The sequence below is a fragment of the Kitasatospora sp. NPDC001119 genome (genome assembly GCF_053598475.1).
In genome coordinates this window covers 167,019-181,164 of record NZ_JBSFKI010000004.1, presented here as the reverse complement: position 1 = coordinate 181,164, position 14,146 = coordinate 167,019, and the positions used below count along the sequence as shown (strand labels likewise).

12 protein-coding genes and 1 pseudogene are annotated in these 14,146 nt (G+C 74.3%); 4 read left to right on the top strand and 9 right to left on the bottom strand.

All coding sequences use genetic code 11. The annotated features are described in order from the left end of the window. Positions 1–33 precede the first annotated feature (33 nt). Both ACWDD9_RS06875 and ACWDD9_RS06870 read right to left on the bottom strand, forming a co-directional pair. Positions 34–744, bottom strand: coding sequence for a FadR/GntR family transcriptional regulator (locus tag ACWDD9_RS06875; RefSeq protein ID WP_375873086.1), 711 nt, complete (start codon positions 742–744; stop codon positions 34–36). Positions 745–814: 70 nt separating this feature from the next. Then, on the bottom strand, positions 815–1,342 hold the full coding sequence (locus ACWDD9_RS06870; protein WP_375873087.1) for a hypothetical protein: 528 nt from the start codon (positions 1,340–1,342) through the stop codon (positions 815–817). A gap of 112 nt (positions 1,343–1,454) precedes the next feature. Here ACWDD9_RS06870 and ACWDD9_RS06865 point away from each other — a divergent pair. Further along, positions 1,455–2,321: pseudogene (locus ACWDD9_RS06865) on the top strand (GNAT family N-acetyltransferase). A 114-nt stretch (positions 2,322–2,435) separates the two neighbouring features. On the opposite strand, the gene ACWDD9_RS06860 reads toward ACWDD9_RS06865, so the two are convergent. Next, entirely contained in the window at positions 2,436–3,275 is an 840-nt protein-coding gene (locus ACWDD9_RS06860) for a helix-turn-helix domain-containing protein (protein ID WP_117485943.1), read from the bottom strand. A gap of 231 nt (positions 3,276–3,506) precedes the next feature. Between ACWDD9_RS06860 and ACWDD9_RS06855 the strand changes: the two genes are divergently transcribed. The 3 genes from ACWDD9_RS06855 to ACWDD9_RS06845 all read left to right on the top strand — a co-directional run bounded on the left by ACWDD9_RS06855 (position 3,507) and on the right by ACWDD9_RS06845 (position 7,878). Then, positions 3,507–4,982, top strand: a complete 1,476-nt coding sequence (locus ACWDD9_RS06855) for an MFS transporter (protein ID WP_449810994.1) — start codon at positions 3,507–3,509, stop codon at positions 4,980–4,982. A 233-nt stretch (positions 4,983–5,215) separates the two neighbouring features. Continuing rightward, positions 5,216–7,204 carry a hypothetical protein gene (locus ACWDD9_RS06850; protein ID WP_449810993.1) on the top strand — a complete coding sequence of 663 codons (1,989 nt, stop codon included), beginning with the start codon at positions 5,216–5,218 and terminating at the stop codon, positions 7,202–7,204. 185 nt (positions 7,205–7,389) lie between these two features. Next, the gene (locus tag ACWDD9_RS06845; RefSeq protein WP_449810992.1) at positions 7,390–7,878 is read left to right on the top strand and encodes a SitI3 family protein; all 489 of its coding nucleotides are present in this window, start codon (positions 7,390–7,392) and stop codon (positions 7,876–7,878) included. A gap of 110 nt (positions 7,879–7,988) precedes the next feature. Here the strand turns inward: ACWDD9_RS06845 and ACWDD9_RS06840 are convergent, their stop codons facing one another. From ACWDD9_RS06840 to ACWDD9_RS06815, 6 genes are all read right to left on the bottom strand, one after another. Then, complete coding sequence (locus ACWDD9_RS06840) at positions 7,989–8,396, bottom strand: hypothetical protein (protein ID WP_375873093.1); 408 nt, start codon at positions 8,394–8,396, stop codon at positions 7,989–7,991. Positions 8,397–8,674: 278 nt separating this feature from the next. After that, on the bottom strand, positions 8,675–9,352 hold the full coding sequence (locus ACWDD9_RS06835; RefSeq protein WP_387970354.1) for a response regulator: 678 nt from the start codon (positions 9,350–9,352) through the stop codon (positions 8,675–8,677). After that, complete coding sequence (locus tag ACWDD9_RS06830; protein ID WP_449811066.1) at positions 9,349–10,623, bottom strand: sensor histidine kinase; 1,275 nt, start codon at positions 10,621–10,623, stop codon at positions 9,349–9,351. The genes ACWDD9_RS06835 and ACWDD9_RS06830 overlap by 4 nt, the downstream gene beginning before the upstream one ends. A gap of 120 nt (positions 10,624–10,743) precedes the next feature. Next, positions 10,744–11,592 (bottom strand): ABC-2 transporter permease, encoded by an 849-nt coding sequence (locus ACWDD9_RS06825; protein WP_117485935.1) that lies wholly within the window; start codon positions 11,590–11,592, stop codon positions 10,744–10,746. Next, positions 11,589–12,533, bottom strand: a complete 945-nt coding sequence (locus tag ACWDD9_RS06820; protein ID WP_375873094.1) for an ABC transporter ATP-binding protein — start codon at positions 12,531–12,533, stop codon at positions 11,589–11,591. Before ACWDD9_RS06820 ends, ACWDD9_RS06825 begins: the two co-directional genes overlap by 4 nt. Before the next feature lie 186 nt (positions 12,534–12,719). Continuing rightward, on the bottom strand, positions 12,720–14,039 hold the full coding sequence (locus tag ACWDD9_RS06815) for a cryptochrome/photolyase family protein (protein WP_449810991.1): 1,320 nt from the start codon (positions 14,037–14,039) through the stop codon (positions 12,720–12,722). Between the last annotated feature and the right edge of the window lie 107 nt (positions 14,040–14,146).

Sequence of the window (14,146 nt, the reverse complement as noted above, 5' to 3'; positions counted from 1 at the left end):
GGGGTGATCGGATCAGTCGGGAGGGCTGCGGGCTCAACGCTCCTCGGCCGCACGCGCGTCGGCGATCTCGTGGTCGCGGGTGAGCCGGACGATCGCGGCGGCGGCCTCGCGGGCGCCGCCCTCGTCCCGGGTCTCGATCGCGTCGACGAGCCGCCGGTGCAGGCCCCCGTGCTCCTCGGCGTGGGCGGCGTTCCAGGTCGGGCCCCCCAGGTGCGAGGTGAGCGCCGTGCCGAGGTGGTCGTACACCTCGATCAGCAGGGCGTTCCCGCTCGCCCGGACGACGGACCGGTGGAAGAGCGCGTCGACGTCCGTGGCCGCGGAGGCGTCCTCGCCGGCGGCGGCCGCCTCGGCGTCGGCCAGCAGCTCCCGCAGCTGCCGTACCTGCCCCTCGCTGCGGCGCAGGGCCGCGGCGCCCGAGGCGTACTCCTCCAGAACGGTCCGCAGCTCCAGCACGTCGTCCCGCTTCGCGGAGCCCGCCCGCCGCACCATCACCGACTGGAGCTCGCTGGAGGAGCGCACATAGGTGCCGTCACCGGCTCTGGGCTCCAGCAGGCCGAGGTGCACCAGCGCACCGATCGCCTCCCGCAGCGTGCTGCGTCCGACCCCGAGCTCCTCGACGAGGGCCTGCTCCGGCGGGATCCGCGTCCCGACCGGCCAGCCCCCCGTCTCGATGTGCGAGCGGAGGCTCTCCACGAGCTGGGCGGACAGGCTGGCCGTGCGCCGCGGCGCGCTGATGCGTGTCATGGGAGGACCATATACAAACATCAGACATTTGAACATCGTCTCGTCGGCCCGGGGCCCCGGGTACGGAGCGTCACTCCTGGTAGCAGCACCCGCCGTACTCGTCGCAGTCGTACTCGATCCCGCCGTCGGAGCTGTGGGTGCGGCTCAGCCTCCGGTCGTCCACGGGGCAGATCGGGACGAAGGACGGATTGACCTGGAGGAAAGTCGAGTCCTTCAGGGAGAATACGGAATTGACGACGTCGAGGCCGTGTTCGCGGATCCCCTGCTGAATGAAGTCGAATGCGTCGTAGACATGGCCGCAGCCGCACGTGATCGGGGTGCACCTGAAATTCTTCACCCTGACGCCCAGCTCCACCCTGATCCTTTCGGTTTCCTCGGGGGATATCGGGCGGAGTCCTGTGCGGCGGATCCGCTCCGGAGTCCAGAACCGCTCCTTGACGAGCGCGGCCTGGGCGCGGGTCAGGTAGAACGAGGCCGTGACGCCACTCGTGATCGTGGCGAGGACGATGTCCGCGACGGCTTCGTCGTTCGCTGAGGTCACCACCTTTCCGGTGGCGACCATTCTGTCGATTTCCGCTAGCAGCTTCATGGTGTCCACTTCCTTATTGTCAGTATGCGACCTCCCGCAAGTGCTCACAACCACCAGGAGAATTACCGGCCGGCCGGTAAACGGGTTGCGGAAATCCTGGGCGGGGTGTCAGATTCCGGCCATGACGATTGTGCTGGGAACGCCGACCGCGGGCGGGGTGCGCGAAGCCATGGGCGCGCTGCGGGAGTGGCAGGACGACGGAGCGCCGATGCAGCTGCACGCGGGGGACATCGGCTGGAACTGTCGGTTCGGCACGGCTGAGACGGCCGCGGTGGTGCGGACCTGGAGCCGGGGCGGGCGGATCCTCGCCGTCGGGATGCTGGACTCGCCGACGGTGCTGCGGATGACGGTCGCTCCCGAGGCCTTCCGGGACGAGGACTTGGCGCGGCGGCTCGTCGAGGACGTCTCGCTGCCGGATCGCGGCGTGCTGCCGGAAGGGGCGGTGTCCGTCGAGGCGCCGCTGGGCCTGCTGCTCCACGACCTGCTGACCGAGGAGGGCTGGGGCGTCGACGAGCCGTGGACGCCGCTGTTCCGCGACCTCGCGCGGGCGGTGGAGGACCCGGGCGTACGGATCAGGGCGATCGGCCCGGAGCAGGCGTAGGACTTCGCCGACGTTCTGCGGTCGGCGTTCGGCACCTCGCGGCCGACGCGCGCGTACTGGCACGCGATGTCGGCGGGGCCGTACGCCGCCGACGCCCGCTGCCTGGGCGCCTACGACGACCGGGGCCGCCCGGCGGCGGTGGTGACGGTCTGGTCGGCCGGCCCAGGGAGGCCGGGGCTGGTCGAGCCGATGGGCGTCCACGAGGACCACCGCGGTCGCGGCTACGGCCGGGCGATCACCCTCGCCGGGGCGGCCGCGCTGCGGGAGCTGGGCTCGTCGAGCGTTCGCGTGTGCACACCGAGCTCCAACGTCGGCGGCGTCGCCACGTACCGGGCGGCCGGGTTCGAGGCGCGGCCGGAGATCGGCGACCGGATCCGCAAGGCCTGACACCGCTACGGCCCGGGCCCTCCGGCCCAGGCCGTCGGCCGTCGGCCCGCCCGACGAGCCGGCCGGGCGCGCCCTCGTCCTGCCGACACCAACTGGTTCCGGGCGTGGGCCGGTTCAGCGGTCCGCCGCGGCCTGCCGCAGGGCGCGGTGGCTGGGGGAGCCCTCGGCCGCGGTCAGGACGACGAGTTCGAGATTGTGGGTGCCGGGCACGACGTAGGCGGTGTAGTCCAGGTCGAGCCGGCCGGCCCGGGGGTGGTGGAAGCCGTGGCTGCCGGTGGCCGGGCCGCGGACGTCGTGTTCCTCCCAGAAGGCGGCGAACCGGCTGCTGCGCGCCGTCAGTTCGGCCACGAGGCGGTTGCCGCGTTCGTTGTGGGGGTCGGCGGCCAGGGCGTGGCGCAGGCGGTGGACGTTGCCGCGTGCCGTCTTCTCCCAGTCGGTGAGGAGCCGGGGCGCCCGGGGGTCGCAGAAGACGAACCAGGCGAAGTTGCGCTGCTCGGGCCGGAGTTCGGCGTAGTCGAGGAGCAGCCAGGCCTCGGCGTCGTTCCAGGCGAGGATGTCGCGCATGGGGGTGACCACATGGGCGGGCCACGGGGTGATCGAGGCGAGGAGCCGCAGGGTCGCCTCCGGCACGTCCGGGGCCACGGCGGCCGGGCCTGCCTGATGGACGGGGTTTCCGGTGGCGAGGCGGTGGAGGTGGCGGCGGGCGTCGGCGTCGAGCTGCAGGGCGGTGGCGAGGGCGTCCAGGACCTCGGGGGAGGGGCGGCGCTGACGGCCCTGTTCGAGCCGGGTGTAGTACTCGGGGCTGATGCCGGACAGGGTGGCGACCTCGGCTCTGCGCAGTCCGTTCAGCCGGCGGGTGCTGGTGCGGGGCAGACCGGCGGCCTCCGGGGTCAGTCGGGCCCGGCGGGTGCGCAGGAAGTGGGCCAGTTCGGGGAGTGCCGCTGATGGTGCCATGCGGCGAGTATCGGTCGCCTGGCGGCGCGGGGGGTAGCCCTGTCAGGGCCACCCCCGGCGGGGCCTGCCCGCGGCGGTGTCTCGTCGCGGTGCGCGCGGCGGCGCAGAGTGGCTGCCGGGGGCGCCGCGCGACGCGGGCGGCCCTGGTCGCCGACGGGCCGGTTCCGGTGTGTCGGCGCGTTCGCGCGTCCGTCGTTCCCGGTGCGCGTCCTTCGTCCTTGGAGTCCGTCCATGCCCGCACGTCCCGGCGAACCGTTCTCGCCTGCCCCGCCCATGCCCGTACGGCCCGGGGGACCGGAGTCCGCCGGCCCGGGGCCCGATGCCCCGCCGTCCGTCCGGTACGCGCCCCTGGCGGTGCTGAGCGCGGCGGCGGGCCTGGACGCCGGTGGTGTCGCCGTCCTCAACAGCGCCCTGCCCTCGGTGGGCGCGCGGTTCGGCACTTCGGCGCAGAACCTGTCCTGGGCGGTGACCGGCTACGCCCTCGCGTTCGCGGGGCTGCTGCTGTGCGGCGGGGCGATGGCGGACCGGCTGCGGCGTCGGCGGGTGTTGGTCGGGGGCCTGGTGACGGTGGCGGCGGGCGCCGCGCTGGCGTTCGCGGCGCCCGCGGCGCCCGCGTTCTGGGCGGTCGTGGTGGGGCGCGTGCTGCAGGGCGCGGGGGCGGCGATCACCATGCCGGCGGCCACCGCCCTGCTGACCTCGGTCTATGCCGACGGGCCGATGCGTTCGCGCGCGCTGGGTGTGTTCTCCGCCGCGCAGGCGGGCTGCTACGGGGCCGGTCTGGTCCTCGGGGGCGTGGTCACCGGCGCCTTGGGCTGGCGCTGGGTGTTCGCGCTGCAGGCCCTGGCGGCGGCGGTCACCGCCGTCGCCGCCGTGCGGTGGCTGCCACCGGGTGAGCGGCACCGCCGGGGCTCCCTGGACGTGACGGGGGCCGGGGCGCTGGTGGCGGCGATCGCCCTGACCGTCTTCAGCGCGGACCTGGCCTCCCGCCCCGGCGGCGGCCCGCTCGCGGCCGCGCTGCTGGCGGCCGCCGTGGCCGGGGGTTGGCTGTGGTGGCGCCGCGGGCGCACCCGGGGCGGGGCCGCGGTCCTGCTGGACCGGGACCTTCTGCGCACGCCCGGCGTGCGGACCGCGGCGGTGGTGGCCGGCGCGTTCTACTTCTGCGTCACCGGGTCGCTGTTCCTGCTGCCGCTCTACCTCCAGCAGGTGCGCGGCATGCCGCCGGCCGTCTCGGGCCTCGCGGTCCTCCCCGTCAGCCTGGCCGTGGCCGCGGCCGCCCTGGTCTCCGGGCGGCTGATGAGGACCCGCGGACCGCGCCCGCTGCTGGCCACGGGCCTGCTGCTCACCGCCGGCGGCGTGCTGCTGTGGTGCGCGGCGGGGGAGCACAGCCCGTACCTCGGGCCGGTGCTGGCCGGCCTGGTCGTCACCGGCATCGGGCAGGGCCTGGCCTTCCCCGCCATCACCGTCACCGGCCTGCGCGAGGTGCCGGACCAGGCCCACGGCACCGCCTCGGCGGTCACGGCCACCGCCCTGCAGATCGGCAGCGGCATCGGCCCCACCGTCCTCGCCGGCATCGCCCAGAGCGTCGGCGCGGCGGGCCACGGCGAGCTGTCCCTGAGCGGCCACCACCTCGCCTACGCGGCGGCGGCCGCACTCCTGCTGCTCGTCGGCCTCCCGGCCACGGCCCGTCTCGGCAGGCGGGGCGGCTGACGGCGCCACGGTGCCGGGCGCCGAGTGCCGGGTGAACCCGAGGGGAAGGCCCCGCCCCAGCGCGGTGAAGTCTCGGTGGTCGTGACCCGGGATTTGCATGAACCAGTCAACAGGGCTGTCCGTCAGTGCTATGTTACCCGGCGGTTCGAGAGTCTGTGCGACGACTCCGAGCTGTGCGTCCCGCCACAAGTCACCACTGCCTCAGCACCGTTGACCCCGAAGGGACCCTCCACGTGACCGTGCGCAAGCTGACGCTGTCAGCCGCGGCGACAACCACCGTGCTCCTCCTCTGCGGCGCCGCCCTCACCGGGGCGGCGGCCTCACCGGCCGCCGCGAGCACCACTGCGACCACCTCGACGACCGCGTCCTCGACCACCGCGCCTGCCGCGCCGACCGACCCGTCCGCCTCGTCCGCCGACCCGAGCACGTCGGCGACGCTGGCGCCCCCGACGTCCGGCACGGCCGCGGCCACGGTGGCGGCCCCGGCGCAGGGCAGCGCGCCGGCGACCGCCACCACCGCTCCCGTCCTCGCGCTCTCCTCCTTCGACCCGGGCACCGGCACCGCCGTGCTCGCACCGGCCACCGCCGGTCCGCAGTCGCTGTCCGCCCAGGCCACGGCCGCTGACGCCGCGTCCGCCGTCCAGCCCGGACAGCTGATCGACAGCCCGCCCACCCCGGCGGCCCCGCACGGCGCGCTGGTCGCCGTCACCGGCGTGCAGTCGACCGCCGACGGGAAGGTGGCCGTCACCACCCGCCCGGCCACCCTCCCCGAACTGCTCGGCGGCACCAGCACCAACCTGCGCAGCGCCGTCAGCCCGAGCAGCTTCGAGGTCCACCCGCAGATCGGCGGCGTCAAGGTCGTCACCGACTTCGGAGCGACCTCCGGCCAGGGCTCGGTCTCCGGCAGCCTGGGGCTGAGCGCCGACGCCACCGTCCCGCTGCCCGACGGCAGTTCGGCGAAGCTGTCCGGCTCGGTCTCGCTCCACCCGGCGATCGACTTCTCCTACCAGGGCGGCCTCGGCCTCATCGACCCCCAGCAGGCCCGGGTCGGCTTCACCCTGGGCGCGCACGCGGACTGGCGGGTCAGCGCGAACCTCTCCGCGAGCACCGGGCCGGTCCGGATCCCGCTCGCCACGTACAGCGCCAGCCCCGTGGTGATGGTGGGCCCGCTGCCCGTCGTGATCAACCTGGCCTTCACCCTCTCCGCCGACGTCAGCGCCGACGGCACCGTCACCCTCGACGCCGAGCAGGCGTACGACGGCCAGTGGGGCGTCCACTCCGACTACGTCAAGGGCCCGGGCTGGACCACCACCACCGACCCCGGGAACTCCACCGTCTCCCCGCTGCGCCTCGACCTGAGGGGCTCCGCCTCGGCGAAGGCCGGCCTGCTCGCCGAAGGCTCGATCGCCCTGTACGACACGGTCGGCGTGAAGGCCTCCATCGAGCCGTACCTGCGGGCCGCCGTCAACGGATCCGTCGTCCTCGACGGCACCAGCACCACGCCGACCGTCAACGGCACGGCCGCCCTCTACGGCGGACTCGACATCAACGGGGCGCTGATGGCCCGGCTCGCCATCCTCGGCACCCCGATCCTCGAGGCCGACCTGCCCTTCCTCGCCTTCCACCGCGAATGGCCGCTCGTCTCGGTGGGCGCCGGACAGTCCCCGGTGCCCCTGGTGAACTGGACCGCGCTCAGCGCCGGCCTGTTCGACGACAACCGCTCCGCCTACCTCAAGACCCGGCCGGACTGGGACCCGCGCGCACTCAAGGCCTCCTGCCCGGACGGCACCCGGCTGATCGGCCTCAGCCACGGCGGCGACAACGGCCTGTGCACGGACGTCACGAAGCCGGACCTCTGGGACGCCGGCCACGCGTACGTCGTCGACCACGGCGGCACCTACGTGACCACCGACTGGGCACCGGGCTACGCCAAGGCCCAGTGCCCGGCCGGCTCCGTCCTCACCGGCTACAGCCGCAACGGCCGCACCATGGGCGCGCTCTGCGCCAAGTCCGCGGCCCCGCTGGGGACATCGACCCGCACGCTCTGGTTCGACAAGGGCGACAACCGCCCCACCGCGGCCGCCGGCGGCGACTTCTCCTACGGCTTCGCCAAGGGCCAGTGCGCCAACGACGAGGTCGCCGCGGGCCTGGCCTACACCCAGCCCTGGTGGCAGCTCTGGGCGGCCCGGCCCTACGCGCTGCTCTGCCAGAAGCTCGCCTGACGGTGAGGACGTGACGTGGTGATGCCCGCCGGGGCGTCACCACGTCACACCGCCGTTCCGTGGACAACCGCCCCGTGGTGACGCGGGGCGGTTGTCCTGTGTTCGGGGCGGGCGCGACCATCACGGTGATCGACATGTGCGGCAAGGTGGTCTCCCTCAGCCCGTAGAAGGAGGGAGGGACGGAGATGGCGATCTCCTACAGCCTCGACCTGGTGACCACGTGGACCACGGCCGAGGTCGCCCGGAGCCTCGCCGAGGCCGCCCGGCCGATGCGGCTCTTCGACGCCTCCGCAAGCGTCGACACCCTGCTCGGAGACGGCGCGCTCACCGAGCACCGCACCTGGATCCGGGTGACCCCTTGCAGGCCCACTCCCTGGGGGGACCCGCGGATCGGCGGCCGTGTCTTCACCCCGACCGTCTCGGTCGCGTTCCGGCTGGCCAAGCACACCGACATCCCCGGCCAGCAGGACGACATGACCCGCCTGACCGACGTCCTCCTCGCGCAGGTACCCGGCGACGCGGTCCTGCACCTCGACTACGAGGACGTCTGGCTGGTGCGCCAGGACGGCGAGTTGGTCCTCAACGAGCGCTCCGACCTCTGGCCGCCGAACCGCCTCGCCGCCGTCCCGGGGCCCTACCGCCGCCGGACGCACGAGTTCACCGACTGGGACTGAACCCCGTGGAACTGACGGAGTGCTTCCGGCCTCGGTTGTCCGGTCTCCATACGGCCCGGCCGCTGCCTGATGAACTCGGCGGGTCGGGGCCCGCCTGAACTTCGCTGTCGCTACTTGGGGGCGGTGAAGGAGTAGGTGGCGGTGCCCTTGAACGCCTTCCCGTTGTCGAGCTTGCCGAGTTCGAACTCGAACGTACCTCCCCGCAGTCCGTCGAACGTGGCCCTGTAGCCCTCGTGGCACAGGATGGTCTCGTGGCCGAGGTCCGTGTTGATTCCATCGGTTCGGCGCAGTGTGACGGTCATGTCCGACTTGGGGTGGTCGCAGCTCTTCACAGTGAAGTGGATGTTGCCGTCGCCGGCCTCGAACTCCGGGGTGATCCACAGGTGCTCGTACTCGAAGCTGACCGTTCGGCTTGCCGCGTAGGCCTGTGAGGCCTGGGTGACGGCGAGGACCGCGGCACAGCCCGCGGCCGCCGCGATGCGTGCCAGGTGTCGCATCCCGAAACGAGAGCGGTTCATATGGCCTCCCTGTCAGCGTGTACGGCTTCTGGGCTCATCGTCTCGGAGAGGGGCCGCACCGGATATCGCACGTGCGGGTGAAGGTGGCAGTCCGGCGTTGACCGGAGCCCGGTCGGCGGGAGCGATGGCGGATCGAGGGAGGGGCCCTGAACGAGCGAAGACCGTCTCCACCCCAGCGGGCCGCCATCGCGGTGCCGTGGGGCGGATATCACGCCCGGCCCGGTTCTCCGGGCCGGGCTTCGGCGCGCGCGGCAGGGGCGGCCGGGGCCGGGCGGCCGTCAGGCGGGCGGGTTGGGGCGGGTGAGGCCGCGGTCGTAGGCGAAGATCACGGCCTGGACGCGGTCGCGGGCGCCGATCTTGGCCATGACGCGGCTGACGTGGGTCTTGACGGTCGACTCGGCGAGCACGAGGCGGCTCGCGATCTCGTTGTTGCTCCAGCCCTGGGCGACGGCGACGAGGATCTCGCGCTCGCGGTCGGTGAGGGCGTTCAGCCGGCTGTCCTCGACGGGGGCGGCGCCCGGCGGTCGGGTCGGCAGGTGGTGGGCGTACGCGTCGAGGAGGCGCCGGGTGATGGCGGGGGCGACGACGGCGTCGCCGACCGCGACGGCGCGGATCCCGGAGAGCAGCTCCTCGGGGCGGGCGTCCTTGAGGAGGAAGCCGCTGGCGCCGGCCCGCAGGGCGGAGTGGGCGTACTCGTCGAGGTCGAAGGTGGTCAGCACGAGGACGCGGGAGCGGCCGCCGGTGGCGACGATCCGGCGGGTGGCCTCGATGCCGTCCATGCCGGGCATGCGGATGTCCATGAGGACGACGTCGGGCCGCAGGTCGGCGGTGAGCCGGACGGCCTCGGCGCCGTGGGCGGCCTCGCCGACGACCTCGGTGTCGGGTTGGCTCTCCAGCAGCATGCGGAAGCCGTACCGCTGCAAGGGCTGGTCGTCCACGATGAGGAGGGTGGTCACGCGGGGCCGCCTGTCGGGTCGGGGGTGAGGTCGAGTACGGCCTCCACGGTCCATCCTGCCCCGGGCCCGGGGCCCGCCGTGACGGTGCCGCCGTACAGGGCCGCGCGTTCCCGTATGCCGGCGAGGCCGTGGCCTTCGCGGGGCGGCCGGCCGGGGGCGGACGGCGGGGGGCCGTCGGGCGGGCCGCTGTCCCGTACGCGCACCCGCAGCCGGTCGTCCCCGGAGGTGAGGGTGACGTGGGCCCGGGTGCCGGGGCCGGCGTGCTTCAGGGTGTTGGTGAGCGACTCCTGGACGATGCGGTAGGCCATCAGCTGGACCCCGCGGTCGAGGGCGTCGAGGTCTCCGGCGGCCGTGTACACCACCTGGGGGCCGGCCGCGCGGATGCGGGCGCACAGCCCGTCGACGTCGGCGATGCCCGGCTGCGGGGTGAGTTCGGCGTCCTCGCCCTGGTCGCGCAGGACGCCGAGCATCCGCCGCAGCTCGCCGAGCGCCTGGCGGCTGGTGTCGCCGATCAGCAGCAGCGCCTCGCGTCCGCGTTCGGGGGAGGCCTCGGCCGCGTAGGCGCCGCCGTCGGCGAGGGTGACGATGACGGACAGGTTGTGGCCGATGATGTCGTGCATCTCCCGGGCGACCCTGGTGCGCTCGGTGACGGCGGCCAGCCGGCTGCGCTGGTCGCGCTCGATCTCCAGCCGGGCCGCGCGTTCCCGCAGCCCGGCGAGCTGGGCGCGGCGGATCCGCACCGCGATGCCGAGGGCGACGGCCGCCGTCGCGGCGCTGAACAGGAAGAACAGCGCGTCGCCGACGGGCAGCCCGGAGGACACCTCCGCGGCGACCAGGGTGCTCGCCGCGGCCATGGCCGCGCACGCCCAGGCCAGGTGCCGCAGGCTCCCGTGCAGGGCCAGGCTGTAGAGGGCGACGAGCAGGGCGGCGTCGGCCCGCAGTGCCGCGCCCGTGGACCACTGGACGACGAAGACGGTCATGATGGCCGCGAACGCCGCCGTCGGGCGCCGCCGGCGCCAGAGCAGGGGCAGGACGAGGCCCGCCTGGAGGGCGAGGGTCGCGGCCAGGGGCAGCCGGACGAAGTGGATCCGGTGCTCGCGCGCGTGGTCGGCGTCGCCGTGGAGGAGGTCCGGGAGGCCGAACGCCAGGAGGACCACGACGACCACGGCGGTGTCCAGGACCCACGGGTGGGCGCGGCCGGCCTGCCGGACCCGCTGGCCCAGGCGGGCCAGGCGCGCGAAGGCCGGGTGGGAGGGGAGCGGGTCGGGCACGGGCGGCGGCGCGGACGGGACCGGTCCCCGGGTGTCGAGGTGGCTCACGGTCGTCACCTGTCGTACGAGGGAGGGGCGGGGCTGCGGCACCCGGAGGACCGGGTGCCGCACCGGAGTCTCTCAGACGTCGCTGCGCACGAGTCGCACCGCTGCGCCGGCCAGGGCGAGCACCGTCCACAGGAGGAAGACCGCCAGCCCGGCGGCGGGCGACAGGGTGGTCGAGTCGTGGTGCAGGGCGAACATCGCCTCGCCCGCGTGGCTGGGCAGGTACGGGCTGATGTGGCTCTGCCAGGATGTGGGGAGCAGCGAGACGAGGCCGGGGACCAGCATCAGGGTGGCCACCAGGACGGAGATGCCGCCGGCCACGGAGCGCAGCAGCGCGCCCAGGGCGACGCCGATCACGCCGACGAGGGCGAGGTAGAGGCCCGCGCCGAGCAGTCCGCGGACGGCGCCGGCGCTGGAGAGGTCCATCGCCACGCGGGTGCCGGACAGGATGCCGCTGTCGGTGAGGAAGGCGACGAACACGCCGACGGTGCCGAGCAGCAGGGCGATCACGCCGTACACGGCCGCCTTGGACCAGAGGACTGGCAGGCGGCGCGGCACGGCGGCCAGGGTGGAGCGGATCATGCCGGTCGAGTACTCGCCGGCGGCGATCAGCACGCCGAGGACGCCGAGCGCGAGCTGGGCGAAGTTGGTGCCGAACAGGGACAGGCTCAGGGCGGTGGCGTCGGAGAAGTCCCGGTCCAGGTGCCGACCGGAGTCGAGCCTGGACTTGAACTGGACGGCGGCGATCAGGCCGAACGCGACCAGGAACAGCAGGGCCAGGCCGAGGGTGATCCAGGTGGAGCGCAGGGACCACAGCTTGGCCCACTCCGAGCGCAGCACGCGGGCGGCGGTGACCTTGTAGACGGGGCGTTCGGGCCCGGGGCCGGCGGGCGTGGCGGTCTGGCTCGGTGCGAGGGTGCTCATGCCGCGCTCCTCGGGGTCTCGACAGTGGCAGTGGTGGTGGTGCCGTGGTACTCGACGGCGTCCCGGGTCAGGTCCATGAACGCCTGCTCCAGGGAGACCGTGCGGGTGGCGAGTTCGAACAGGGCGATGCCGTGCGAGGCGGCGGTCAGGCCGATCTCGCGGGCCGTGCGGCCGGTGACGAGGAGTTCCTCGGAGCCGGAGCGGCCGGTGATCTCCACGCCGGGGCCGGCGAGCAGGGTGCGCAGCCGGGCCGGGTCGGCGCTGGCCACCGTGACGGCGTCGCCGCCGGCCTCGCGGACCAGGTCCTGGACGGTGGTGTCGGCCAGCAGCCGGCCCCGTCCGACGATGATCAGGTGGTCGGCGACGAGGGCGACCTCGCTCATCAGGTGGGAGGAGACGAAGACGGTGCGGCCCTCGGCGGCGAGCGAGGTGAGGAGGTTGCGGATCCACAGGACGCCCTCGGGGTCGAGCCCGTTGACCGGCTCGTCGAGCATCACCGTCGCCGGGTCGCCCAGCAGGGCGGCGGCGATCCCCAGCCGCTGGCCCATGCCGAGCGAGAACGCCCCGGCCCGCTTCCGCGCCACCGACCGCAGGCCGGTCAGCTCGATCACCTCGTCGACGCGGCGGCGCGGGATGCCGTGGGTGTGGGCCTGCGCCATCAGGTGGTTGAACGCCGAGCGGCCGGGGTGGATCGACCTGGCCTCCAGCAGCGCGCCGACCTCCTGGAGCGGAGCGGCGTGCTCGGCGTAGCGGCGGCCGTTGACGCGCACCGAACCGCCGGTCGGCGCGTCCAGTCCGACGATCATCCGCATGGTGGTGGACTTGCCCGCCCCGTTGGGCCCGAGGAAGCCGGTGACCGTACCCGGCCGGACCGTGAAGTCCAGCCGATCGACGGCGGTCTTCTCCCCGTACCGCTTCGTCAGCTGGTGCGCCTCGATCATCGCTCACCCTCAACGTTCGTGGGCCGGGTCGTCCCGGCCGCCGGTACCTTCCACGCTAGGTTCGACGGCGCGGCGATCCGTGGTACCCGGGGCCGATCATCGCCGGGGCCGTAGTACCGGGGTACCGCCCGTCCGTCCGCCTCCTGGCTCAGCCCAGGCCCTCGCGCTCGGTCCGGGCTATGAAACTCAGTCCAGGCCCCGCCCCCGGCGGAACCGCTCGGTGAGGGCGTCCGGGGCGATGAGCGGCGCCGGGTAGTCGGCGCCGTGCAGCCAGGGGCGGTGGACGGCCGGGCCGGGCAGGTGGGCGAGCTCGGGGACCCAGCGGCGGACGTACGCGCCGTCCGGGTCGTAGCGGTCGGCCTGGCGCAGCGGGTTGAGCACCCGGTTGGGGCGGGTGTCGGTGCCGGTGCCGGCGACCCACTGCCAGTTGAGCTGGTTGTCGGCCACGTCCCCGTCGACCAGCAGCGACAGGAAGTGGGCGGCCCCGATCCGCCAGTCCAGGTACAGGGACTTGGCGAGGAAGCCCGCGGTCAGCAGGCGGGCCCGGTTGTGCATCCAGCCCTCCTCGGCGAGCTGGCGCATCCCGGCGTCGACGATCGGGTACCCGGTACGGCCCTGCCGCCAGGCCTCGGCCTCGCGCTCGTCCCGGTGCCAGTGGTCGTCCCTGTCCCGGTAGTCGCGGTGGGCGGCGTCCGGGCGGGCGGCGAGCACCTGGTGGTGGAAGTCGCGCCAGGCGAGCTGCCGGACGAAGGCCTGCGCGCCCTCGCCGTCGTGCCGCAGGGCGCGCTCGACGAGTTCGGTGGCGGACAGGCAGCCGAAGTGCAGGTACGGGGAGAGCCGGGAGGTGGCGTCGGCGGCGAGGTCGTCGTGCACCCGCGCGTACGCGTCGACGTCCCAGCGCCGCCACCGCCGCCGGGCCGCGCTCTCGCCGCTGGGCGGCAGCGCGGGCGAGAGCGGCCCGGTGGGTGGGAGGCTGTCGCCGCCGATGCCGTCCGGGGTGTCGAGCGTCCGGGGCGCGCCCAGCACCGTGCGGCGGGGCGTCTGCTGCCAGGCACGGTGGTACGGGGTGAAGACCGCGTAGTGGTCCCGGCCGGCCGGGGTGATCCGGCCCGCCGGGACGACCGTCAGCGAGGCGTCGTGGACGTGCAGGCGGTCGCCGAACACCTCGCGCAGCCGTTCCTCCCGTCGGTGCGCGAAGGCGCTGACGCCCGCGGCGACGTGCACGGTGGCGGCACCGGCCTCGGCGGCGACCCTGGCCGTCTGCTCGGCGGGCTCGCCGCGCCGCACGACCAGCCGGGAGCCGATCCGGCGCAGCGAGGCGTCCAGGTCGGCGAGGCAGTCGGCCAGGAAGGCCAGCCGGTTGGGCGCGGCGAAGCCGGCGCCCTCGACGGCGGGGTCCAGGACGAACAGCGGGACGACCCGGTCGGCCGCGGCGCGGGCGGCGTGCAGCACGGGGTTGTCGTGCAGCCGGAGGTCCTGGGTGAACAGGGCGATCGATACGGTCACGGGTGGGCCTCGCAGGTGGTGCCGACGTCGGTGTCCCCAGCTTTCCACCCGGACGTCCGGAGCCGTCGGCGGTGCGACGCGGTGTGCCTGCGGTGCCGCGTAGTGCG

Coding starts and splice junctions, on each gene's coding strand:
- ACWDD9_RS06820 (WP_375873094.1), bottom strand. CDS start 12,533: ATGATCGAGGCGCACCAGCTGACGAAGCGGTACGGGGAGAAGACCGCC.
- ACWDD9_RS06875 (WP_375873086.1), bottom strand. CDS start 744: ATGACACGCATCAGCGCGCCGCGGCGCACGGCCAGCCTGTCCGCCCAG.
- ACWDD9_RS06845 (WP_449810992.1), top strand. CDS start 7,390: ATGGCGATCTCCTACAGCCTCGACCTGGTGACCACGTGGACCACGGCC.
- ACWDD9_RS06825 (WP_117485935.1), bottom strand. CDS start 11,592: ATGAGCACCCTCGCACCGAGCCAGACCGCCACGCCCGCCGGCCCCGGG.
- ACWDD9_RS06840 (WP_375873093.1), bottom strand. CDS start 8,396: ATGAACCGCTCTCGTTTCGGGATGCGACACCTGGCACGCATCGCGGCG.
- ACWDD9_RS06860 (WP_117485943.1), bottom strand. CDS start 3,275: ATGGCACCATCAGCGGCACTCCCCGAACTGGCCCACTTCCTGCGCACC.
- ACWDD9_RS06855 (WP_449810994.1), top strand. CDS start 3,507: ATGCCCGCACGTCCCGGCGAACCGTTCTCGCCTGCCCCGCCCATGCCC.